We start from the raw sequence: 22409 nt of genomic DNA on the forward strand, positions 1-22409 counted from the left end.
CTGAGGCAGGTTACTGCAGGAGGTATAGAGATGATAGCAGTTACAAAGCTAAACGGAGAAAGCCTGTTTTTAAATGCGTTGCTCATTGAGACTGTGGAAGAAACACCGGATACATATATCACCCTGATCACAGGCAAACGTTTAATTGTACTTGAGAAAGCAGAGGAAGTAATTCGTAAGATCAAGGAATATAACCGGGGAATTGGTATCCATGCGGCGACAATTAAATTGCAGCAGCAAACGGAGGATATGTAAATGAAGAAAATGTTACCCTGGATCTCTACCATTATGCTTGCCGTTACACTGATCGTGCTGGTGGTTATCATCATGAAGGGGCAGATGAATGCAGGAAACGAACAGCCAACTTCGAAAGTGAGCGAAAGCAAACCACATTTATCAGCAGATGAAATTGTTGAGGTAAGTTCAGAAATTATCGATATCAAAACAAATTTGGCTGATCCTAATTATCTTGTGCAAATGAACTTTGCCTTCCAATTGAATAGCGTAAAGGCGAAGGAAGATTTTGAGAAAATTAAAGATCTAGTTGTGACTCCGATTATTATTCAAAAGCTGGCAGATACAAGCCCTGAAACGCTGAATATAACGTCAGGAAGAAAGAAATTCAATAGCGAGTTGAAAGTTTTAATTAACAAAGAACTGACAGAAGGCCAATTACAAGATATTCGAATTACGAAGTTTCTTTCGACGCCAATGATGTAATGTGTCCTTACCTCAATTTTAAACCTGCAAGGGGGTGAATGAAATGGTTGATGTATTATCACAAAATGAAATTGATGCCCTCCTCGCAGCTCTTTCCTCTGGAGAAATGGATGCTGAAGAGCTGAAAAAGGAAGATAGTCAGAGGAAAATAAGGTCATACGACTTTAAAAGAGCAGTCCGATTTTCTAAAGATCATATTCGAAGTTTAACCCGAATCCATGAAAACTTTGCTCGGTATCTGACGACCTATTTTTCCGCTCAGCTGCGAACGTTTGTTCAGATTAATGTTGTTCAAGTAGAACAATTGCCTTATGACGAGTTTATTCGCTCTATTCCTAAAATGACCATTTTGAATATATTTGAGGCAGAACCGCTTCAAGGGAGAATGGTTCTTGAGGTGAATCCGAATGTTGCTTATGCAATGCTCGATCGTCTGCTTGGGGGCCCTGGCACATCTACTGCGAAAGTAAACACCATGACTGAGATTGAAATCACCATTATGGAGCGCATTTTCAGCAAAGCATTCGACAGTTTGCAAGAAGCATGGAAAACGGTTCTTGATATCAACCCCCGTATGGAGGCATTAGAGACGAATCCACAGTTTATGCAAATTGTATCGCCGAATGAGACGATTGCTTTGATCTCGCTTAGCACAAAGATTGGGGATACGACAGGCATGATCAACCTTTGCATTCCACATGTAGTTGTAGAGCCGATCATGTCCAAACTTTCAACCCATCAATGGTTTATATCGGAGAAAAAATCGCGGGCTCCTGAAGAAATGGTAGCTTTGAAAGAAAGAGTGAAGAAAGCCAAACTTCCGATTATCGCCGAGCTCGGTGAATCCCAGATATCGATTGCTGAGTTTTTATCGCTTGGCGTCGGCGATGTGATCGCACTAGGTAAGCCGGTAAACGAAGGATTAACCATTAAAGTAGGCGAAAAGGCCAAATTTATAGGAAGTCCAGGCAGTCTCAGAGACCGAGTAGCAGTACAGATAGATGAGATCCTCATTGAAGGAGTTGAAGAACTTGACGAGTAAAGACTTTTTGTCCCAGGAAGAGATCGATGCTTTATTAAAGCAAACCGAATCTATTTCCAGCGGTGAGCCCGTAGTGCAAACAGTGGATGATTATTTGACCCCGCTCGAACAGGATGCCCTCGGTGAGATTGGGAACATCACATTTGGCAGCGCGGCTACGGCACTTTCTACCTTGTTAGGTAATAAGGTAGAAATAACAACACCGAAAATTTCTATTATTAAAAGATCAGAGTTTGAACACGAATTTCCTAAACCTCATGTGACCGTTCATGTCACATATGTAGACGGTTTTGAAGGGATTAATTCACTTGTAATCAAGAAAAGAGATGCTCAGGTCATCGCTGATCTCATGCTTGGCGGTGAAGGAAATCCTAAAGACGAAGAACTGAATGAAATTCATATTAGTGCCGTTCAAGAAGCAATGAATCAAATGATGGGTTCATCAGCTACATCGATGTCTACTCTATTTAATCGATTCGTAAATATATCTCCGCCAAGTATAGATATTCTAAACACAACTAGTGGGGAAGGGTTGAATAATTTCCCTGTAGATGAAACGATGATCAAAGTTTCATTCCGTCTTCTTATTGGAGATTTAATAGATTCTACAATTATGCAATTGCTGAGAGTTGATTTTTCTAAAGATATGGTGAGAATGCTGATTCATGGCACGGAAGAGATGGACGAAGTATCTACAGGTAATGTGACCGAACCATCTGCACGAGTGGAAGAGGCAGTAAGTGCGCCGCCAGAACCCGCAGTATATGAATCTCCTGCTTATGAGCAGCCAATGCATCAAGCAGGGGAGAGTGTTCCTTATCAGGTCCTTGGCAAGCACCTATACCGCAGCAGCAGAACCCATATCAAAATTACCCTAACCAAGGTATGCAGCAGCCTGCGCAAATGTCGAATCCAGAGCCGCAACATTACGGAAACATGCACGCGCGTGGTGTGAATGTGCAACCAGTGCAGTTCGCAAATTTCCAAAATGGCGCTTTTGGGCAATCAAGCGACAATAATTTGAATTTATTGATGGACATACCACTAAAAGTAACCGTAGAATTAGGAAGGACCCAAAAGCAAATTAAGGATATTCTGGAATTCTCTCAGGGTTCCATCATTGAACTCGATAAGCTGGCTGGTGAACCGGTGGATATACTTGTCAATCAGAAGCTGATTGCTAAGGGCGAAGTGGTTGTCATTGATGAGAATTTTGGAGTACGAGTAACCGATATCGTAAGCGAGTGGGACCGACTGCAGAAAATACAATAAGCAACATATTCAAGGAGGATTTTAATTAACATGGCAAATCGAATTTTAATCGTGGACGACGCAGCATTTATGAGAATGATGATACGTGATATTTTGAGCAAGAACGGGTTTGAGGTTGTTGGAGAAGCTCAAGACGGAGCACAGGCAATCGAAAAGTTTAAAGAACTTCGCCCTGACTTGATTACGATGGATATTACGATGCCAGAGATGGATGGTATTGCTGCACTTAAAGAAATTAAGAAAGTGGATCCTAACGCTAAAGTGATTATGTGTTCAGCAATGGGACAACAAGCAATGGTGATTGATGCGATTCAAGCAGGAGCAAAAGACTTTATTGTGAAGCCTTTCCAATCGGATCGTGTAATCGAAGCAATTAATAAGACACTAGGCATTTAATGTAAATGACAGATTCAGGTCAAACGGATTCTTTGAGATCAAGTTACTTTGGTTCGATCCTCTCTGTCGTATTCGTACTTATTATCATAGTCATTTGTATTGTTCTTTTGATTCGCTTTTTGGGAAGAAAAAATCAATCTTTTTTTCAGAAACGGACGATGAGAGTTATCGGTGGAGTGGGACTTGGACCTAGCAAGTCACTTCAAATCGTCGAAGTTGGCAGCAAGCTTTATATTCTCGGGATTGGAGACGATGTGCATATGATTGACACGTTGTCTGACCCTGAGGAAATCAGAGCACTAGTAGCTCAGTTTGAAAGGGAAGGGACATCAGAACCTTCCTTCGCCAAACTCATTACAAATGTAAAGAATAAGCTCAGTAAAAATAAAGCGGAATCCTTTGAGATGGAAGAAGCTTCATTTAGTGCGTTATTCGAGAAAAAGCTTCGAGAGATGCCTGATCGTAAGGATCAAATGGAACGCTTGCTTGAAGAAGAAGAAACAAGAGAGCGGTCGAGAGATTCATGAATAAAAAGATGGTAATAGTCTGTTTACTCTGGGCGGTGCTTCATCTCATGATGGGGACGGAAGCGTATGCGCAGCCAATTCCGGATATCAATATTGAAATTGGGAATGGGGATAGTGGAGAGCCCAGTACAAGCTCTTTATCCATCATACTTTTTGTAACCATTATCAGTATTGCACCCGCCATTCTAGTACTGATGACAAGTTTTACTAGAATCGTCATCGTTTTAAGTTTTGTACGAACATCACTGGGTACCAATCAAATGCCGCCCAATCAGGTGCTCGTTGGACTAGCCCTTTTCCTTACCTTATTTATTATGTCTCCAACGATATCTACTATTAATGATGTTGCGCTCCAGCCTTACTTAAAAGGTGAAATAACACAAATGGAGGCACTGAGTGAAGCTACGGAACCCATGAAGAAATTTATGTTTTCACATACAAGGGAAAAAGACTTACTTCTGTTCATGGATTATAACGGGATGGAGAAGCCGGAAACTTATGAGGATATTCCGCTCACTGTCATGGTTCCCGCGTATGCAATCAGTGAACTGAAAACCGCTTTTCAGATGGGATTTATGATTTTTATTCCATTTTTGGTCGTTGATATTGTTGTGTCAAGTACCCTTATGGCAATGGGGATGATGATGTTGCCGCCGGTCATGATATCTCTTCCTTTCAAAATTCTTCTTTTTGTACTGGTAGATGGCTGGTATCTCGTAGTTAAATCTTTACTCCTTAGCTTCAGTCCGTAAGTGCAAGGATCATCTAGACATTGGGAGGTGGCGCCTTGACAGGGGATTTTATCATTGAGCTAGCAGGGCAAGCGATCTTTGTCGCTTTGGAAATAAGTGCCCCCATGCTGGTCCTTGGACTTGTTGTAGGGCTGATCATTAGTATTTTTCAAGCAACAACGCAGATTCAAGAACAAACGTTAGCTTTTGTTCCCAAGATTGTAGCTGTTCTTCTGGCACTACTGTTATTTGGCCCTTGGATTCTCGCAACGATGGTTGATTTCACTTATAACATCTTGGACAATCTTCACAATTATATCGGGTAGGTTGATCAATCATGGAGATGATACTTCAAGGATTTTCTGTAGCTTTGCTAATTTTTTGTCGAATAACAGCTTTTTTTGTAGTAGCGCCCGTGTTTTCTACACCAGGGGTACCTCAAATATTCAAAATAGGATTATCTGTTTTTATTACAATTATTGTTTATTTAACTTTTGGTACGGACCAGGTTATTGCGATGGATGCAGCATACGTACTGCTTATATTTAAGGAAGTCTTAATGGGACTGTTGCTAGGTTATGTTGCACTTCTCATGATTACGGCCATCCAAACCGCAGGAGCGTTCATCGATATCCAGATTGGTTTTAGTATGGCAAACGTGTTTGATCCAATGACAGGTACCTCAGTACCTCTCACAGGGAACCTAAAGTACGCTTTTGCAATCCTGTTGTTTCTGACCATGAATGGACATCACAGGATGCTGGATGCCATCGTATATAGTTATAGATGGGTTCCTCTTGCTGGAAACGATATCTTTCAGGCATTTTCAGACGGTAGTGTGGCAGAACTTCTGATCCGTGCATTTGCACAAGCTTTTATGCTTGCGTTCCAGATGGCTGCACCGCTAGTGGTTGCTTTATTTATGACAGACGTAGGGCTTGGTTTTCTTGCGAGAACGGCACCGCAGTTTAATGTCTTTGTTATAGGGGTTCCACTGAAAATCATTGTAGGTCTCGCCATGATGCTGCTCGTTGTACCCGGATTTCTATACATTTTCGAAAATTTGTTTGGTGTATTATTTGAAGCAATGCAAGGAGTTTTAGAGGTGGTTGGTCAGAGACCTTAAGTAAGGCAAATGCGGGAGGAGAGTAGGATGAGATTTAAACTGGACCTGCAGATGTTTTCCGGAGAGAAGACAGAAAAAGCGACGCCCAAGAAACGCCAGGAAACAAGAAAAAAAGGGCAAGTTGCAAAAAGTATGGAAGTTTCCGGAGCGGCCATTTTGCTCACCTGCTTTATGTGTTTCGTTATTTTTGGGGGTTTTTATAAAGAACGAATAACCTATGCTTTTACAGATATCTTTATGAACAGGCTTAGCATGGATGTTACGATCCCTAATGTGATGTCTATGTTCGGACAGCTCGGCATGCAGATTCTTATTATTCTTGCTCCTGTTTTTGCGGCTGGCGTTATTGTCGGAATCCTTGTGAATTATTTACAAGTCGGCTTTTTGCTCACAGGAGAAGGGGTTACTCCCAAATTTAACAAGCTTGATCCTATAAAAGGGTTTAAAAATATTCTATCTATGAGATCCATTGTAGAGCTTCTCAAATCCGTTTTGAAAATGCTCATTATCGGTTTTCTTGTGTATAACATTTTGTGGGGGGCAAAAGATCAGTTTGCTAGGCTCAGCCACTTATCATCAGAGGGGATTCTGACCTTTGCTGCAGAGATGACCAAGAAGCTGGGTCTTAATATAGGAATCGCATTATTTGTCCTTGCTATACTCGACTATATGTACCAGAAATATGAATATGAGAAGAACATCCGAATGTCCAAGCAGGACATTAAAGATGAGTATAAAAAGATGGAGGGTGACCCCCTCATTAAAGGGAAGATTCGTGAACGCCAACGACGTATGGCGATGCAGCGAATGATGCAGGAGATTCCAAATGCGGATGTCATCATTACGAATCCAACCCATTTTGCTGTAGCGCTGAAGTACGATGGAAATGAAATGGATGCTCCAAAGGTGATTGCAAAAGGAGCGGATCATGTAGCGTTTCGAATAAGGGAGATTGCTAAGGATAATGGAATTATGCTTATGGAAAATAAGCCGCTGGCTAGAGCATTGTTTCAACGTGCGGAGATTGGCGATTCCATTCCTGCGGATCTTTTTCAAGCGGTCGCTGAAGTATTAGCATATGTGTACAACTTAAAAGGCAGAAATAAACCATCGGGGAATCGGAGGCACAGAAACCAGTGAAAATAAAAGAATTATCAGTCCTAGTTGGAATTATCGGCGTTGTGCTCATGATGATTCTACCTATACCCGTTGGATTACTGGATGTCCTTTTGGTCATCAATATTGCAATTGCACTCATGATCTTACTGGTAGCGATGAATACGAAGGAAGCTTTGGATTTCTCTATTTTTCCTTCTATACTGCTTGTAACGACATTATTTCGACTATCTTTGAACATATCAACGACCAAACATATTCTTGCTGAAGCCTATGCCGGTAAAGTGGTTGCGACTTTCGGAAGCTGGATATCCAGCGGACAACCCATTGTTGGTTTTATCGTTTTCCTGATCCTGGTTGTTGTCCAGTTTATTGTTATAACGAAGGGGTCTGAACGTGTCGCTGAGGTAGGAGCAAGATTTACGCTTGATGCGATGCCTGGTAAACAAATGAGTATTGATGCAGATCTCAATGCAGGTCTTATTAACGAACAACAGGCAAAAGAGAGACGCAGTAAAATTGAACGAGAAGCTGACTTTTACGGGGCGATGGATGGTGCAAGTAAGTTTGTTAAAGGAGATGCGATTGCAAGTATTGTTATCTTGCTGATCAATCTCGTAGGTGGATTCATTATTGGGATGGTAATGTTAGGAATGAGCTTTGGCGATTCTATATCTACGTATTCCCTGTTAACTATTGGGGATGGGCTGGTAAGCCAGATTCCCGCACTCCTTATTTCTACAGCTTCCGGACTGATTGTAACTAGAGCAGCATCAGATGGTTCATTTGCGGATGATATTACAGGTCAGTTATTTTCATATCCAAAGCTTATATATATCGTTGCAGCTACGGTAACTTTCCTGGGAATCTTCACGCCAATCGGTCCAATTACAACCTTGCCTCTGGCAGGTCTGCTATTTTTCGGAGGTTGGAAAATGCAGAAGAATCTCAATAGTAAGCAGATTTCCGAGGAACAGATGGAGGAAGAGCAACAGATTGAGGAAGTTCGGAGTCCGGAGAGTGTAATTAACCTGCTTCAGGTGGATCCTATCGAATTTGAGTTTGGTTATGGACTCATTCCTCTTGCAGATACCGGACAAGGTGGAGATCTACTCGATCGGATCATTATGATCCGCAGACAGTGTGCGCTTGAGCTCGGTCTAGTCGTTCCTGTGATTCGGATCCGCGACAATATACAGCTTAGACCTAGTGAATATGTAATCAAGATCAAAGGCAACACCGTGGGCGGGGGAGAATTGTTACTTAACCATTACTTAGCAATGAGCCCAGGGTATGATGACGATTCGATCAGCGGTATTGAGACCATGGAACCGGCTTTTGGGCTTCCGGCATTATGGATAGATGAGTTGACGAAAGACCGTGCAGAGTTATCAGGGTACACCGTTGTTGATCCTCCATCCGTTGTGGCAACACATCTGACAGAACTGATTAAGAGACATGCACATGAACTGTTAGGACGTCAAGAAACCAAAGCAATTATAGATAATTTAAGAGAAAGTTATCCAGCACTAGTAGATGAACTGATTCCTACTGTACTTTCGATCGGAGATGTTCAGAAAGTTCTAGCCAAGCTGCTTAGAGAGAAGATCTCAATACGTGACATGGTGACGATCGTAGAGACATTAGCCGACTATGGTACATATACAAAAGACCCAGATGTTCTCACGGAATATGTAAGACAAGCTCTATCAAGACAAATAACTCAGCAGTATACCCTGAAAGGGGAGACGATGCGGGTGATTACAGTAGGACCTAATCTTGAGAAAAAAATTGCCGAGAGTGTCCAGCAGTCGGAGCAAGGGAGCTATTTAGCACTAGATCCTGTATCAAGTCAAACACTGTATCAAAAATTGACTGAACAAGTCAATCGTCTGATTCAGTCGGGTCAACAACCTATTGTTCTTACCTCACCTACCATCCGGATGTACCTCCGGCAGATTATCGAAAGAACGATGCAAGATATACCTGTGTTGTCGTACAGTGAGCTAGAACCAAATGTTGAAATTCAAAGCGTTGGGGTGGTGAACTTATGAAAATGAAAAAATACATCGTGGATACCATGCCCGAGGCCATGAAACTCATTCGGAATGAACTGGGACAAGATGCGGTGATCTTATCTACCAAAACCGTTCGAGCAAGTGGTTTAGCAGGGATACTTCGCAAACATAAGATCGAAGTCATCGCTGCAGTTGAAGATGATAAAGAACAGCAAAAGGAGCCTGCCCAGGTTCCTCCTGCTGCTATTCCTACGATGCCAAGGGCTGCTGTTCCTGAAGCATACCGAAAAGCAGGGAGTTTACATGTAAATGAAACAGCTGCCCAGCCTTTATCAAAAAAGAATGATATAAAGCCAAAGGCGACTCTGCAATACAAAACACAAGAATCAGAAGAAGCTCCGAGTCTTCCTGCAGAGTTACAGCCGCACCCGGAAGGGGCGGATTTTTCCGTTTCTTCAAGACAGGAGAAGCAGAAAGGCGAAATGGAAGCAGGAAGTCTGACGGAGAAACTTCTCCAAGAAATCAGTCAGATGAAAACGTTTATGGCTACAATCGCCGAGAGTCAATCTAATGAAGCAAGCTTACCTGGAGATTTGAATGAGATCCGCACGAAGCTGAAAGATCAGGGAATTGCCACGGACATTTGGAGCAACTGGATGGAATTTGCAAAAGGAACACTTCAGGAATCCGAGGAAGAAGCTGGGGAAAGCATCGTTAGACCTCTGATTGAGGGTTTTTTATCAGAACGAATCACGGATGGGATTAATGAGTCCACTCGAATTGTATACGTGGCAGGTCCGACAGGCGTCGGCAAAACAACAACGATAGCAAAACTAGCTGCCGAGCAAATGTTCAAGCATAAACGAAAGGTGGGGCTCATTACTGCCGATACGTATCGTATTTCTGCTGTTGAACAGTTACGGACGTATGCTGCAATTCTCGGTATCCCACTTGAAGTCGTGCAGTCACCTGCGGATACCATAAGAGCACTGGATCATCTCTCTGATTGTGATTTGATTCTGATGGACACAGCGGGCCGTAATTATCGTAATGAGATTACTGTTTCTGAACTCAAAAGCTTACTGCCGGATGAAGCGGATAGCGAACTTATTGTGGTACTCAGCCTGACAGCCAAAACAGAAGACATGCTGACGATACTGGATCATTTTCATAAATATGGAACACCAAAATTGATTTTTACAAAAATCGATGAAACAGACACACTTGGAGCTCTCTTCAACGTCCTAAAACAGTATCCAAGCAAGCTAGCTTACATTACAACGGGGCAAAACGTACCGGAAGATATCATGCTTCCAGATCCGAAGAAACTGGCCGATTTTATTCTCGGGAGTGAGCCGTCATGATAGATCAAGCGGCTACTCTAAGAGATATGATGTTAAACAATTCCCTCCCGAAGCTGAATGAGGAGAACTTGGTTCAGGGTAAGAAAATGAATCAAGCCAGACTCATTGCGATATCGAGCGGAAAAGGAGGCGTAGGTAAATCAAACTTCACACTTAATCTGGCTCTAAAACTTCATGCAGCTGGTATAAAGGTACTGGTGTTTGATGCGGATTTGGGGATGGCCAATATCGATGTATTAATGGGCGTATCTTCTAGATTCAGTCTATATCATGTCCTCAAGGGAGAAAAAAGAATTCAAGATATTATTCAATTTGGTCCACATGGACTGCCTTTTGTAGCAGGTGGATCAGGGCTCATTGAACTTTTGACTCTAACGGAAGAGGACATTCATGGTTTTACATCTGACCTAGATCGTCTTTCTGACGAATACGATTATATTTTGTTTGATACCGGAGCCGGTCTTTCTCTGGAGAACAGGCGTTTTATTGCCGCCGCTGATGAGTGTATCGTAGTTACGACGCCGGAACCCACTTCAATTACGGATGCATACGCATTAATAAAAGTGATGCACAGACATCTTAGTGATCCTGTACCTTTTAGCATTGTGGTGAATCGGGCTGAGAACAGAAGGGAAGCGGAACAAGTCAGCGCTAAAATTGGACTTGTTGCGAAACGATTTTTAAATGCTGCCATTCCTTTACTAGGGCATATTTCAGACGATCCGCATGTGATGCGAGCTGTGAAGAAACAAACACCATTTACGGTGATGTATCCGCAGTGTACTGCTTCCCGAGACATGGAAAGAATAGCATCGGGATATATGGATCTTGCCTTACCTTTGACACAGAATACACAAGGGTTCAAAGGATTTATAAACAAATGGTTAAAGAAAACCATTTAATGCAGGTTTCACTTAAATTCAGAGGTGGCAAACATGTCAGTCTATCAAGTACTTGTTGTAGATGATTCAGCTTTTATGAGGAAAATCATTACCGATTTAATTGAACAAGATCCAGCTTTTAAAGTAATGGAAACCGCGGCTACAGGAAAAGAAGCGATAGAAAAAGCAAGAGCACACCATCCTGATCTCATAACAATGGATGTAGAGATGCCTGTACTTAACGGTCTTGATGCTCTTAAAGTGATCGTGGCAGAGGACGAGATCCCCATTATTATGCTCTCAGGTATCAATGAAATGGGTTTACGAGAGACGATTATGTCACTGGAAGCGGGAGCATTTGATTTTATACGAAAACCGTCAATCAACCATGGACAAGACATCGAAGAAGTGGGGAAAGAGCTTCGGAATCAGATGAAAGAAGCCATGCTAATGAAGGCAAGGCGTGCAGAAAGAAAATTGAGTGAAGAGTCGCTGACAGAAAAAGTAGACTTGCAAACACAAGTGCAACATGAAGTTCCATCTCTCAACAATCAGAAATTGAATCATCCTCATCTGTACAAGTCTCGTCCTGCAAAAGAGACACAAACGAAAGAATCGAAGCCGATTTTTTCGCCGAAGCCGGTCACAAATAAGAATAATAAGAGTACTAAGAATAATAAGAACGATAAAAAAGTCAAAAATAGCACTCAGAAAAAAACAATAGTTTCTTCACCTGAACTTCCTGTGTCTTTGGAAACTCATGATATGTCCAAGGGGTTTCGCCGCAGAAATGTAACGAGTACGCCGGAAGATCTACAAAGCGAACAACAAAAGACCAATACGATGATCCAGCAACTTGTAGCCATTGGATGTTCTACCGGTGGACCGCGGGCGCTTAAATCGTTGTTATCTCAAATTCCTAAAGATTTTCCTGCTCCTATCGTCATTGTGCAGCATATGCCGCCTGACTTTACTAGATCGCTTGCGAATCGCATTGATTCGTTTAGCCAGATTCGGGTAGTTGAAGCAGAGCAAGGAATGCAGCTGGAAGCAGGAGTAGCGTATATCGCTCCAGGTGGATATCACATGAGGGTGAACGAAGGGACAAATGGGAAATATGAACTTCGTTTAAGCCAGGAAGAAATAGTAAATGGACATCGTCCTTCCGTAGATACACTTTTCGAATCGATTATCCCCTATTCTAAACTGCAGAGACATATTGTTCTTCTTACAGGGATGGGCAGTGATGGAGCTAGGATGATGAAGCGTCTTTACGATACAGGTGTTCGTTCCACGTTTGCGGAGAATGAAGAAAGCTGTGTTGTGTATGGAATGCCGCGTGCAGCAGTTGAACTCGCCTGTGTTCAGCAGGTATTGCCTCTAGAAGAATTAACCTCGAAGCTGATTCAAGCGGTTATGAACCAAACCTAATTCACGAAGGGGGTATTTCAAAGTGGATATGAATCAATATTTGTCCATGTTTATTGATGAGTCTAACGATCATCTGCAATCTTTGAACGAAAAAATGCTTGAGCTTGAACAAAGTCCCGAAGATTTATCGATCGTTCAGGTGATTTTTAGATCTGCACATACTTTAAAAGGGATGGCAGCAACGATGGGGTTTGAGGATCTTGCTTCTCTAACTCATAAAATGGAAAATGTGCTCGATCTCGTTCGGAATGAAAAGTTGCAAATGAAGGAATCAATTTTTGATGTTTTGTTCCAAAGTCTTGATGCACTCGAGTCCATGGTACAGGATATCATGGCAGGTGGAGAGGGGAAACTGGATGTTTCTCATATCGTTTCTTCTTTACAAGCCATTGAAAAAGGGGAAGAAAGTTCACCTTCTTCCATAGAAGAATCTAATGTTTCAAGTACGGGTACTGCATCTTCAATGCCTGCACTTGATGAATTTCAAAACTCGGTACTCTTACAGTCCATCCACGATGGACAAGGAGTTATGTTTATAAGAGTGATCATTAATAGAACAAGCCAGTTAAAATCAGTTCGTGCTTATATGGTATTTGATTTGCTGGAACGTTCAGGTGATGTGATCAAAACAGAGCCATCCGTGGAGCAGATCGAACAAGACCAATTTGAATATGAGTTTTCTTTATATTACATAACACAGATGCAATCAGAAGAGTTAAAGAAAGCAATCCTTAATATTTCAGAGATCGAAGAAGTGAACGTTATTCCATTAACTGAAGAAATGCTTGGACTTGGGGCTAATGAAGCAGCAGCAGCTACAGAAGTGATGGAAAAGCCTGAAGCAACACCCGAAGTAAGATCCGAAGCAGATCCAAATAGTAAGAACATTGAGACTTCTAAAGCAGTACCCAGCGATGAAAAAGAGAAAACAGTTCGAGCTGCTTCCAAAACAAATACGGCACCTGCAGCTTCTAAAACCATTCGCGTAGATATTGAACGGTTAGACGTTCTTATGAATCTATTCAGTGAATTATTAATTGATCGTTCTCGTTTAGAACAGCTCTCTAATGAACTGGAGCATACCGACTTAATCGAAACGGTTGCTCATATGAGCAGAGTTAGTTCGGACCTCCAAAATATCGTGCTTAAACTTCGAATGGTTCCCGTAGATACCGTATTCAATCGGTTCCCAAGAATGATTCGTGATTTGGCCAAATCACTAAATAAAAAAGTGGATCTTGTTATTACAGGTGCGGATACAGAGCTGGATCGTACAGTTATTGATGAGATTGGGGACCCGCTCGTTCATTTACTACGTAACGCAGTAGATCACGGGGTGGAATCAATTTCTTCCCGAATGGAGTCGGGGAAATCCGAAACGGGTACCATTCAATTAAGGGCATTCCATAGCGGCAACCATGTATTTATTGAGATTGAAGACGATGGTGCCGGGATATACCGAGATAAATTGCTTAAAGTTGCTATATCACGCGGTGTGGTAACGGAAGCTGAATCCGCTGCGATGACAGATCAGCAAGTCTTTCAGTTATTGTTTGCGCCTGGTTTCAGTACAGCAGAAACCATCTCAGACATCTCAGGCAGAGGCGTGGGCCTTGATGTAGTAAAGGCAAAAATTACTTCACTTGGCGGGAATGTGACCATTCATTCCGTCCCGGGAAAAGGAACAAACTTTTCGGTTCAACTGCCGCTGACTCTTTCTATTATCTCAGCAATGCTCATTAAGCTTGGAAGTGAGAAATACGCTATTCCGCTTTCTTCGATCGTAGAAACAGGCATCGTGAAAAAAGAAAAAATCCGTATTGTTCATGGAACCAAAATGATTTCATTTAGAGAAGCGTTAGTTCCTTTCGTGTCACTTGCTGAATTTTTTAATGTGGAAGATTACAGTGATGAAGCAGAGGATGAAATCGAGATTGTTGTTATTCGTAAAGGAGATCAGCTTGCAGCTTTGGCGATCGATGATTTTATCGGACAGAACGAAATTGTTATTAAAACACTGGGCAAATATCTACCGAATATTCAAGGGATTTCAGGGGCAACCATTCTCGGAGATGGACAAGTCGCACTAATCATTGATCCTAACGGTTTAATTAAATAATTCTTTGCAAGCAGAAGTACTTATTACCTACTTACTTAGGAGGCATTAATCATGGCAGAAGACATGAAAGTAATCGTTTTTAAGCTTGGGACAGAAGAATATGGAATTGAAGTAGAGCGTGTTCAGACGATTGAGAGAATGCTGCCAGTTACCCGTGTTCCCAAGACGTATTCATTTGTAAAAGGTGTTGTTAACCTTCGCGGAGTTGTCATTCCGGTTATTGATTTAGGAGGACGTTTCTCCCTTCCAGAAGCAGAGTATACCGATCAAACACGAATTATTATCGTTACCGTTTCGGATATGCAGGTTGGTTTTATTGTTGATTCGGCCAATGACGTTGTAGATCTTAATGAAGATGATATTGAAACTCCTCCTGAAATTGTAGGAGGCATTAAAGCCAAATATTTAAGAGGAGTAGCGAAACTAGAAGAAGAAAGACTTCTCATTATGCTGAATCTCCATGAAGTATTGAATAAAAGTGAAATTATAAGTCTTGAGAGTATGGAAGGATAAATGATGGCTACATTCAATCAATTTCAGGAGTTTGAGATGGATATCTTGAAAGAGATCGGAAATATCGGAGCAGGGAATGCGGCTACAGCGCTTGCTACCCTGCTCGATAAACCTGTTGATATGGGTGTGCCGACTGTCCAAAGGGTTCCTTTCGAAGCCATAGCGGAAAGTGTTGGCGGTGATGAGAGTATTGTAGCTGCCGTTTATTTTCGGGTAGAAGGAGAGGCTCCCGGGAACATGTTTTTTATGATGACCCCGGAAGCAGCCAAACAGCTTTTATATCATTTCAACTCGGAAGTAAGCTGTGAACATCTTGAATTTACGGAAATGGAATGTTCGACAATCTCTGAGATTGGAAATATTCTGGCCGGTTCATATTTATCATCTCTTGCTGATTTTACTCGTTTGAAAATGTTCCCTACTGTGCCTGGATTTGCACTAGATATGGCAGGAGCTATTTTAAGTTACGGATTACTTCACATGAGTCACACCGCTGATGAAGCACTGTTAATTGATACTCAATTTCTGGAAGGCCAAAACCAAGTACAAGGCCAATTTTTTCTAATACCTGATCCTGAGTCTTTTCATGTCATTTTTGAGGCTTTAGGAGCGCTCTATCATGATTGAACAAAGAAACATGGTAAAGGTAGGAATGGCGGATCTAAACATCATTACAGAACCGGGTATCATTCGTACAACAGGGCTCGGATCCTGTGTGGGTGTAACTCTATATGATCCGCTGGTTAGAATTGCAGGGATGGCGCATGTCATGCTGCCTTCCTCTTCTATTGCGAGAGAAGGTACCCTTAATAAGGCGAAATATGCGGATACGGCTATCGTAGAATTGGTAGAAAGAATGGTAGGAGCGGGTGCATCAAGCACGAGACTCATTGCCAAAATAGCCGGGGGATCCCAGATGTTTCAATTTGCTGGAGCAGGGGATACGTTACGTATTGGACCTCGTAATACAGAGGTTTGTAAACAAATGATTAAAGAGCTTCGCATTCCTCTTTTGGCGGAAGATTGCGGCGGGAGTCATGGAAGAACCATTGAAATAGATCGGGACACTGGAATACTCACGATTCGAAGTGTACAGATGGGTGTGAAGGAACTATGAATAGAATGTTTGGGAATGTTCGAATTAATTTTTTAGCCGGAATTATCGGACTGATCATCACGTTTTTCGTTTCATTTAGCAGTAACTTACTTTCTACAAGTCTTTTTCGGGCAGGAGCGGCTTTTATCATCTGGTTCTTACTAGCCTTTCTTCTAAGGTACGTATTAGGCAGTGTACTTGCTTCTCCACCTGATAAAGGAGGGACTGAGAGCCTGGAAGTTGGACAAGAGACGAAGGGGGCTCAGCTTGATGTGATTGCACCGAATGATGATGAAGTGCTGAAGGATATTCTGAATTATGCTCAAGCAGAACCAAATGAAGATCAAAATAAACCATCACAATCTGCAGTGGAGAGCGGCTTTGAACCACTTAATCCTCCGAAAATTGTTCGGACAAAAGATGCTGAAGAATTAGCACAAGCCGTTCGTCACCTGTCAGGCAAATAGAGGAGGGAAACGATATGAAAGAACCTAATTCATCCCATCTGGCCGACATGGACCTGTGGGAAAAGTGGAAGGAGCACGGGGATTTAGATGCTAGAAAAACCTTGATCGAGAAGCATCTCCATATCGTTCATTATGTATCCAGTCGGTTAGCAGTAGGGCTGCCTAAAAATGTGTCGAAAGATGACCTTGAGAGCAATGGCGCGCTAGGGTTAATTGATGCACTTGATAAATTTGATTATAAAAGAGGACTCCAATTTGAAACCTATGCCTCTTGGAGAGTAAGAGGAGCGATACTGGATGGTCTTCGCCAAGGAGACTGGGTTCCGCGTTCGGTTCGTGAGAAAGCAAAACGAATTGAAGAGGCTTATCAACATTTAGAACAAAAATATTCCCGTACCGTTAGTGATGAAGAGATGGGACAATATTTAGATTTATCGGCCAAAGATTTTCAACATATGGTACAAGAGGTAGCGGTAATGTCGTTATATTCTCTCGAAGATCCGCTGAGAGAAGAAGACGCCGAGACAAGAATGTCACTATTGGTCGATGAGAGAGCTTATCCTCCTGATCAAACGGTTCGTGATATTCATCTCAAACAAGCACTGATCACAGGATTAGATAAACTCACGGAAAAAGAACGTATCGTCGTATCTCTTCTATATTATGAAGACTTATCTCTTAGTGAAATTGCAGAAGTGATGTCTCTATCACCATCTCGAATTTCTCAGTTGCATTCTAAAGCGATTTTACGCCTTCGAGGGACTCTGGAGAAGCAGCGTGAACTGTTAATGAATCGGGACTAATAAAAGGTAGGATGATGACCTGAGAAAGAAGGAAGTTGTATATGACCCAAAAAATAGAGCTCAAACAACATGTGAAAGTACTGTTATCGGATGATCAAAGCAGCGCATGGATCGATTTATCAAATCTTACATCCGAGTTGGATTTTACCGAACAGGAACTAAACACATTTCTTCTAACAGAAGGTATTGCGTATGGAATTAAAACGGATACAATTCGTGCAATCGCCGCAAGTCCCCTGAATTTTTATGGCCAAAAGATATTAATAGCTGAGGGGGATGTTCCTGAAGCGGGTAAGGATGGAATCATTCAGTTCCTTACGAGCACGGATTTAACAGGAGAACGAAGACCGCTCGAGACAGGAAACGGGAGAGTAGATTATAAGGAAATTACGCGCCTGAACAATGTGAAAAAAGGGCAGGTCATTGCTAAAAAAATAGATCCAAGCCCAGGCAAGCCTGGAAAAAGTGTGAAGGGAGACCTTATTCCTTTCTCTCCAGGTAAAGAAGCGAGATTCAAGATAGGAAAGAATGTGGTAGTTAGCACCGAAGGAAATGCCATGTATGCCTCGATCGATGGACTGATCACGACAACGGAGAATCATCAAATCAATGTCTTTCCTGTATTTGAAGTGAATGGAGATGTGGATTACCGAACAGGAAATATTGATTTTGTCGGCACCGTTGTTATTCGCGGGAATGTACTCTCTGGATTTAAAGTGAAAGCGGCTGGAGATATTCGTGTAATCGGCGGTGTAGAGGGAGCGGAAGTCTTTGCAGAAGGCTCTATTGAAGTAACAGGGGGAATTATAGGGTACAATAAAGGGCTTATTCAAGCAGGTGTTGATGTAAAGAGCTCATTTATCCAAGATGCGAATGTTGAAGCAGGTCAATGTATATATGTCTCGCAAAGTATCATGCATTCATCGATTAGAGCAGGAAAAGAATGTATTTGTGCAGGAACCAAGGGACTTATTGTAGGTGGTCTCATTCAAGCAGGTGAAAGAGTAGCCGCTAGAGTAGTTGGCAACCCGATGTCTACCGTAACCACAATTGAAGTTGGTGTAATGCCAAGACTGCGTAATGAACTTACGAACCTTCGCCAGCAGCAAAAGTTGTTGAGCGAAAGTATAGATAAAACGGCCAAAGCTCTTCATCTTTTAGATCAAATGGCTGCTACTGGACATATATCAGATGATAAGATGCATATGCGGATGAAACTTCAAGTGACTCGTGAATCTAGCATGCAACAAATGAAAGAGAACAGGGAGCAAATATTGGATATCGAAAAAGTGTTGGAAGATACCTCGAAAGCAAGAGTCGATATAACTAAGATGATTTACGGAGGCTCTAAAATAGTTATCGGCAGATACACCAAATTTATTAAAGATACAGCAACACAAATTTCATTTTTTTATCAAAACGGTGATATTTCTATGGTTCCTCTAAAGAATGGTTAAGCGTATTTATTCTTGTTAGCAGTGAAGGAGTGAAGAGGGTGAGCTTGAAAAACGTTGAACTTCAAATTGCTATACCTCGTACGACGGAGGCGGGACGGTATCAAAGCGAATACGACCACAGGAGATCATCAGAACAGTCCCTACTAGCAACAAACGAGAATAAAAAGACGAAAAAAGAAAGTAAACAAAGTCCAAAAACATCAGAATCAGAACAGACAGGGATCAGAGATCGTTCAGCATCGTCCGGGACTTTGGAGATAAAGAATTCGAATGAGCTTGAAGAAACTTCAGAAGAGACACTGGCAGCTACGCCAGCGGAACACCCTTTTAAAGGGAAACACATTGACTACAGTTTATAAGTAGGCATACATGAATAGGAGAATAATCTCATGGAACCTTGGAGTACCCTCGTTGTGTTGGGTGTTGGTATCACCCTATTTGCCTGGTTTATGCCGAGAGCAAGACCTCAAACAGGGGGAAAAGTGATTAAAGATGTAGAAGCAACGTTAGAGCAATATTTGGCTGAGATTGAACTGGAGAATGAAAAGGTTATAGAGAGTATTCAAAAATGGAAGCAGGACTTTTCACATACAAACAACCTAAGAGAAAAAGAAATTCAAGATATGAAACAACAAATTCTAAATCTCGAGCAGCAAGTTTCAGCATTGATGAATGCAAATGCTTTTTCTGGCACAAATGTAGAAGCGGCTGTAGAAAAAGCCGACCATGCAGTAACTGACGATACAGCAATAGAAGAAATCGCTATACAGGAAGAGCCGACCATTCATAAGCGTTATAGTGAGGTCTTTCAATTAGAGTCAGAAGGAAAATCTACTGACTATATAGCTAGAAAGCTAGATATGCCCAGGGGAGAAGTGCAATTGATTCTACAGCTCGGTGAACGGGAGAGAATGGTATGATGAAAAATCGTTTCTTTCTTATGGGACTTGGAATAGGCATTGCAGCCTGCGCACTCATTCTAAAGCTTGCACTTATAGGGCAGGGTGCGGCAGAAGAAAACGCAAAGAATGTCTTATCACGTACGGAACTGGAAGAACAGGCCGCAATAATGAATCTTAAGGTATACGATGTGAAAGATAAGGTAATGACTGAAGAAGAATGGGCGGAGCAAAAAGGAGCACGATTAGAAGAAACGGAATCGGGTGCGGTTACAGAATCTCCTGATAAGCCAAAGGTTCCGCAGAACGAAACGCCTGATGAGCCAAAACAGCCGACTTCGGAGAAAAAGGCAGAGCCTTCTACAGAGGTAGTGAGATATAAGGTGATTCAAGGTGCAACCTTAAATGATGTTGCGGATCATTTAACTTCCTTACATGTGATTCAGGACCCCGAAGCTTTCTTAAAAGAAGCGAATCGTCAAAAAATCAACAGGAAAATTCAAACAGGCACCTATGAATTTAAGCAGAATGAATCTACCAATTCTATTATTAAGAAAATCACCGCAGCTCCTTAATTTCGGATTCTTATAATGATGTTAGTTATTTAGAACTAAACATTGTTGCATCTCAGTTTCACTTATGATATATTAATTGACGGTGTTAAAACACACGCTACGCTAATTCTGTCGAGGGTGCTTCCTTTAAGGGAAGTCTTGTCGGGAAATGATGCTAGCGGAGGACACAAAAACCAAAATATTAGGAGGTGTGTGGAGATGGCAGTTATCTCCATGAAACAGCTTCTCGAAGCTGGGGTTCACTTCGGTCATCAGACTCGTCGTTGGAATCCAAAGATGGATCGTTATATCTTCACTGAAAGAAACGGTATTTACATCATTGACTTGCAAAAGACAGTGAAAAAAGTTGAGGAAGCTTACAACTTCGTTAAAAGTATTGCAGGAGAGAACGGTACTGTTCTTTTCGTAGGTACTAAAAAACAAGCTCAAGATTCCGTAAAAGAAGAAGCAGAACGCGCTGGTCAATTTTACATTAACCAACGTTGGCTGGGTGGTACTCTTACTAACTTCCAAACTATTCAAAAACGTATCGATCGTTTGAAAAAGTTGGAATCATGGGAAGAGGACGGCACATTTGAAGTTCTTCCTAAAAAAGAAGTTATCATTCTCCGTAAAGAGAAAGATCGTCTTGAGAAATTCCTCGGCGGTATCAAGAACATGAAGGGTCTTCCAAGTGCCCTGTTCATAATCGACCCTCGTAAAGAGCGTATTGCAGTAGCAGAAGCTCGTAAATTGGGTATCCCAATCGTAGGTATCGTTGATACTAACTGCGATCCGGACGAAATCGATTATGTTATTCCTGGTAACGATGACGCGATTCGCGCGGTTAAATTGCTTACTGGAAAAATGGCTGATGCTGTTATTGAAGCACATCAAGGCGAAGAAACTTCCGCTTAAGATTGCTTTCAAAGGCCTAAGTATATGAATTAAATGAAAAAGGGTGGTTGGCAGGTGGATAACCTCTCACTACCCTTTTTTTAGGGTCATACGCAAATTTATCCTCTGGAGGGAATTAACAATGGCAGTAGATGCAAAATTGGTGAAAGAACTTCGTGAAAAAACGGGCGCAGGTATGCTCGATTGCAAAAAAGCACTAGAAGAAGGAAACAACGATGTAAACAAAGCGATTGAAATTCTTCGTGAAAAAGGCTTGTCCGCAGCAGCGAACAAAGCTGGCCGCGCTGCAACAGAAGGCGTAGTACAATCTTACATCCACGCTGGTGGACGTATTGGTGTACTCGTTGAAGTTAACTGTGAGACTGACTTCGTTGCTATGACAGATCAATTCAAGGAATTTGCTCGCGACATCGCTATGCAAATCGCTGCTTCTAACCCACGTTACGTGAGCCGTGAAGAAGTTCCTCAAGAAGAAATTGAGAAAGAAAAAGAAATTTTGAAAGCTCAAGCTCTGAATGAAGGTAAACCAGAAAAAATCGTTGAGAAAATGGTTGAAGGTCGTATTGGTAAATATTACGAAGAGTTCTGCTTGCTTGAGCAATCTTTCGTAAAAGACCCAGACAAAACAATTGAACAATTGCTGAACGAAAAAATCAGCACAATTGGCGAAAACATCTCAATCCGTCGCTTTACTCGTTACGAGCTTGGTGAAGGTCTTGAGAAAAAACAAGACAACTTCGTTGAAGAAGTTATGTCCCAAGTAAATAAATAAACAAAGAAAATGATCGAATCAAAAGACGGCCCATGTTATTCTTGAAGATAATGTAATGATTTACATCTTAGAGATTACACAGACAGCTTTATATGGAAAGAACAACTGGATTGTCCGAGATTCGGCTCAAAAGGTTTTCTTTAACTAAGAGTGGAACACAATCCGTGTTCCTTTCTTTTTAACTAAT

The 22409-nt window shown here is 41.8% G+C and carries 25 protein-coding genes and 1 pseudogene; all 26 read left to right on the plus strand.

The features are described from left to right. The first annotated feature begins 30 nt into the window (after positions 1-30). The 26 genes and pseudogenes from PV403_RS04480 (at position 31) to tsf (ending at position 22222) form a co-directional block, all read left to right on the plus strand. Positions 31-255 carry a flagellar FlbD family protein gene (locus PV403_RS04480; protein ID WP_213532560.1) on the plus strand — a complete coding sequence of 75 codons (225 nt, stop codon included), beginning with the start codon at positions 31-33 and terminating at the stop codon, positions 253-255. Next, positions 256-720, plus strand: coding sequence for a flagellar basal body-associated FliL family protein (locus tag PV403_RS04485; RefSeq protein WP_213532561.1), 465 nt, complete (start codon positions 256-258; stop codon positions 718-720). A 43-nt stretch (positions 721-763) separates the two neighbouring features. Continuing rightward, entirely contained in the window at positions 764-1762 is a 999-nt protein-coding gene (gene fliM / locus PV403_RS04490) for a flagellar motor switch protein FliM (protein ID WP_213532562.1), read from the plus strand. Beyond that, a pseudogene (gene fliY / locus PV403_RS04495) lies at positions 1752-3034 on the plus strand (flagellar motor switch phosphatase FliY). The gene fliM and the pseudogene fliY overlap by 11 nt, the downstream one beginning before the upstream one ends. Before the next feature lie 30 nt (positions 3035-3064). Next, positions 3065-3430: a response regulator gene (locus PV403_RS04500; RefSeq protein ID WP_191798395.1), complete on the plus strand. Its 366-nt coding sequence runs from the start codon at positions 3065-3067 to the stop codon at positions 3428-3430. A 5-nt stretch (positions 3431-3435) separates the two neighbouring features. Continuing rightward, a complete protein-coding gene (locus PV403_RS04505; RefSeq protein ID WP_213532564.1) occupies positions 3436-3957 on the plus strand; it encodes a flagellar biosynthetic protein FliO in 522 nt (173 codons plus the stop codon). Next, the gene (gene fliP, locus PV403_RS04510) at positions 3954-4709 is read left to right on the plus strand and encodes a flagellar type III secretion system pore protein FliP (RefSeq protein WP_191798399.1); all 756 of its coding nucleotides are present in this window, start codon (positions 3954-3956) and stop codon (positions 4707-4709) included. Before PV403_RS04505 ends, fliP begins: the two co-directional genes overlap by 4 nt. 35 nt (positions 4710-4744) lie before the next feature. After that, a complete protein-coding gene (fliQ, locus tag PV403_RS04515; RefSeq protein ID WP_213532565.1) occupies positions 4745-5014 on the plus strand; it encodes a flagellar biosynthesis protein FliQ in 270 nt (89 codons plus the stop codon). An 11-nt stretch (positions 5015-5025) separates the two neighbouring features. Next, positions 5026-5814 (plus strand): flagellar biosynthetic protein FliR, encoded by a 789-nt coding sequence (gene fliR, locus PV403_RS04520; RefSeq protein ID WP_213532566.1) that lies wholly within the window; start codon positions 5026-5028, stop codon positions 5812-5814. A gap of 27 nt (positions 5815-5841) precedes the next feature. Then, a complete protein-coding gene (gene flhB / locus PV403_RS04525) occupies positions 5842-6954 on the plus strand; it encodes a flagellar biosynthesis protein FlhB (RefSeq protein ID WP_332083700.1) in 1113 nt (370 codons plus the stop codon). After that, positions 6951-8984 (plus strand): flagellar biosynthesis protein FlhA, encoded by a 2034-nt coding sequence (gene flhA / locus PV403_RS04530; RefSeq protein ID WP_213532568.1) that lies wholly within the window; start codon positions 6951-6953, stop codon positions 8982-8984. The genes flhB and flhA overlap by 4 nt, the downstream gene beginning before the upstream one ends. Next, positions 8981-10312 (plus strand): flagellar biosynthesis protein FlhF, encoded by a 1332-nt coding sequence (gene flhF / locus PV403_RS04535; protein WP_332083701.1) that lies wholly within the window; start codon positions 8981-8983, stop codon positions 10310-10312. The genes flhA and flhF overlap by 4 nt, the downstream gene beginning before the upstream one ends. Then, positions 10309-11214, plus strand: coding sequence for a MinD/ParA family protein (locus PV403_RS04540; protein ID WP_213532570.1), 906 nt, complete (start codon positions 10309-10311; stop codon positions 11212-11214). Before flhF ends, PV403_RS04540 begins: the two co-directional genes overlap by 4 nt. 33 nt (positions 11215-11247) lie before the next feature. Beyond that, a complete protein-coding gene (gene cheB, locus PV403_RS04545) occupies positions 11248-12624 on the plus strand; it encodes a chemotaxis-specific protein-glutamate methyltransferase CheB (RefSeq protein ID WP_213532571.1) in 1377 nt (458 codons plus the stop codon). A 22-nt stretch (positions 12625-12646) separates the two neighbouring features. After that, positions 12647-14743: a chemotaxis protein CheA gene (locus tag PV403_RS04550; protein ID WP_332083702.1), complete on the plus strand. Its 2097-nt coding sequence runs from the start codon at positions 12647-12649 to the stop codon at positions 14741-14743. 51 nt (positions 14744-14794) lie between these two features. Then, complete coding sequence (locus tag PV403_RS04555) at positions 14795-15256, plus strand: chemotaxis protein CheW (RefSeq protein WP_191798417.1); 462 nt, start codon at positions 14795-14797, stop codon at positions 15254-15256. A 3-nt stretch (positions 15257-15259) separates the two neighbouring features. Further along, entirely contained in the window at positions 15260-15883 is a 624-nt protein-coding gene (locus PV403_RS04560) for a chemotaxis protein CheC (RefSeq protein ID WP_332083703.1), read from the plus strand. Next, on the plus strand, positions 15876-16373 hold the full coding sequence (locus PV403_RS04565; protein WP_332083704.1) for a chemotaxis protein CheD: 498 nt from the start codon (positions 15876-15878) through the stop codon (positions 16371-16373). The genes PV403_RS04560 and PV403_RS04565 overlap by 8 nt, the downstream gene beginning before the upstream one ends. Beyond that, on the plus strand, positions 16370-16819 hold the full coding sequence (locus PV403_RS04570; RefSeq protein ID WP_332083705.1) for a hypothetical protein: 450 nt from the start codon (positions 16370-16372) through the stop codon (positions 16817-16819). Before PV403_RS04565 ends, PV403_RS04570 begins: the two co-directional genes overlap by 4 nt. 14 nt (positions 16820-16833) lie before the next feature. Continuing rightward, positions 16834-17622 carry a FliA/WhiG family RNA polymerase sigma factor gene (locus PV403_RS04575; RefSeq protein WP_213532573.1) on the plus strand — a complete coding sequence of 263 codons (789 nt, stop codon included), beginning with the start codon at positions 16834-16836 and terminating at the stop codon, positions 17620-17622. A gap of 41 nt (positions 17623-17663) precedes the next feature. Next, on the plus strand, positions 17664-19079 hold the full coding sequence (locus PV403_RS04580) for a DUF342 domain-containing protein (protein ID WP_332083706.1): 1416 nt from the start codon (positions 17664-17666) through the stop codon (positions 19077-19079). A 38-nt stretch (positions 19080-19117) separates the two neighbouring features. Next, positions 19118-19438 (plus strand): hypothetical protein, encoded by a 321-nt coding sequence (locus PV403_RS04585; RefSeq protein ID WP_213532575.1) that lies wholly within the window; start codon positions 19118-19120, stop codon positions 19436-19438. A gap of 30 nt (positions 19439-19468) precedes the next feature. After that, entirely contained in the window at positions 19469-19999 is a 531-nt protein-coding gene (locus PV403_RS04590) for a DUF6115 domain-containing protein (RefSeq protein WP_332083707.1), read from the plus strand. Next, positions 19996-20553 (plus strand): hypothetical protein, encoded by a 558-nt coding sequence (locus tag PV403_RS04595; RefSeq protein ID WP_332083708.1) that lies wholly within the window; start codon positions 19996-19998, stop codon positions 20551-20553. The genes PV403_RS04590 and PV403_RS04595 overlap by 4 nt, the downstream gene beginning before the upstream one ends. A 198-nt stretch (positions 20554-20751) precedes the next feature. After that, positions 20752-21450: a 30S ribosomal protein S2 gene (rpsB, locus tag PV403_RS04600; protein ID WP_332083709.1), complete on the plus strand. Its 699-nt coding sequence runs from the start codon at positions 20752-20754 to the stop codon at positions 21448-21450. A 121-nt stretch (positions 21451-21571) separates the two neighbouring features. After that, positions 21572-22222 (plus strand): translation elongation factor Ts, encoded by a 651-nt coding sequence (tsf, locus tag PV403_RS04605; protein WP_213532579.1) that lies wholly within the window; start codon positions 21572-21574, stop codon positions 22220-22222. The last annotated feature ends 187 nt before the right edge of the window (positions 22223-22409 follow it).

This window comes from Paenibacillus sp. GYB006 (assembly GCF_036577645.1).
Taxonomy (GTDB): Bacteria; Bacillota; Bacilli; order Paenibacillales; family Paenibacillaceae; genus Paenibacillus.

Excerpts from the sequence above, each read along its gene's own strand:
- PV403_RS04480 (WP_213532560.1), top strand. The coding sequence starts at position 31 with ATGATAGCAGTTACAAAGCTAAACGGAGAAAGCCTGTTTTTAAATGCG.
- PV403_RS04485 (WP_213532561.1), top strand. The coding sequence starts at position 256 with ATGAAGAAAATGTTACCCTGGATCTCTACCATTATGCTTGCCGTTACA.
- fliM (WP_213532562.1), top strand. The coding sequence starts at position 764 with ATGGTTGATGTATTATCACAAAATGAAATTGATGCCCTCCTCGCAGCT.
- PV403_RS04500 (WP_191798395.1), top strand. The coding sequence starts at position 3,065 with ATGGCAAATCGAATTTTAATCGTGGACGACGCAGCATTTATGAGAATG.
- PV403_RS04505 (WP_213532564.1), top strand. The coding sequence starts at position 3,436 with ATGACAGATTCAGGTCAAACGGATTCTTTGAGATCAAGTTACTTTGGT.
- fliP (WP_191798399.1), top strand. The coding sequence starts at position 3,954 with ATGAATAAAAAGATGGTAATAGTCTGTTTACTCTGGGCGGTGCTTCAT.
- fliR (WP_213532566.1), top strand. The coding sequence starts at position 5,026 with ATGGAGATGATACTTCAAGGATTTTCTGTAGCTTTGCTAATTTTTTGT.
- flhB (WP_332083700.1), top strand. The coding sequence starts at position 5,842 with ATGAGATTTAAACTGGACCTGCAGATGTTTTCCGGAGAGAAGACAGAA.
- flhF (WP_332083701.1), top strand. The coding sequence starts at position 8,981 with ATGAAAATGAAAAAATACATCGTGGATACCATGCCCGAGGCCATGAAA.
- PV403_RS04540 (WP_213532570.1), top strand. The coding sequence starts at position 10,309 with ATGATAGATCAAGCGGCTACTCTAAGAGATATGATGTTAAACAATTCC.
- cheB (WP_213532571.1), top strand. The coding sequence starts at position 11,248 with ATGTCAGTCTATCAAGTACTTGTTGTAGATGATTCAGCTTTTATGAGG.
- PV403_RS04555 (WP_191798417.1), top strand. The coding sequence starts at position 14,795 with ATGGCAGAAGACATGAAAGTAATCGTTTTTAAGCTTGGGACAGAAGAA.
- PV403_RS04560 (WP_332083703.1), top strand. The coding sequence starts at position 15,260 with ATGGCTACATTCAATCAATTTCAGGAGTTTGAGATGGATATCTTGAAA.
- PV403_RS04565 (WP_332083704.1), top strand. The coding sequence starts at position 15,876 with ATGATTGAACAAAGAAACATGGTAAAGGTAGGAATGGCGGATCTAAAC.
- PV403_RS04570 (WP_332083705.1), top strand. The coding sequence starts at position 16,370 with ATGAATAGAATGTTTGGGAATGTTCGAATTAATTTTTTAGCCGGAATT.
- PV403_RS04575 (WP_213532573.1), top strand. The coding sequence starts at position 16,834 with ATGAAAGAACCTAATTCATCCCATCTGGCCGACATGGACCTGTGGGAA.
- PV403_RS04580 (WP_332083706.1), top strand. The coding sequence starts at position 17,664 with ATGACCCAAAAAATAGAGCTCAAACAACATGTGAAAGTACTGTTATCG.
- PV403_RS04590 (WP_332083707.1), top strand. The coding sequence starts at position 19,469 with ATGGAACCTTGGAGTACCCTCGTTGTGTTGGGTGTTGGTATCACCCTA.
- PV403_RS04595 (WP_332083708.1), top strand. The coding sequence starts at position 19,996 with ATGATGAAAAATCGTTTCTTTCTTATGGGACTTGGAATAGGCATTGCA.
- rpsB (WP_332083709.1), top strand. The coding sequence starts at position 20,752 with ATGGCAGTTATCTCCATGAAACAGCTTCTCGAAGCTGGGGTTCACTTC.
- tsf (WP_213532579.1), top strand. The coding sequence starts at position 21,572 with ATGGCAGTAGATGCAAAATTGGTGAAAGAACTTCGTGAAAAAACGGGC.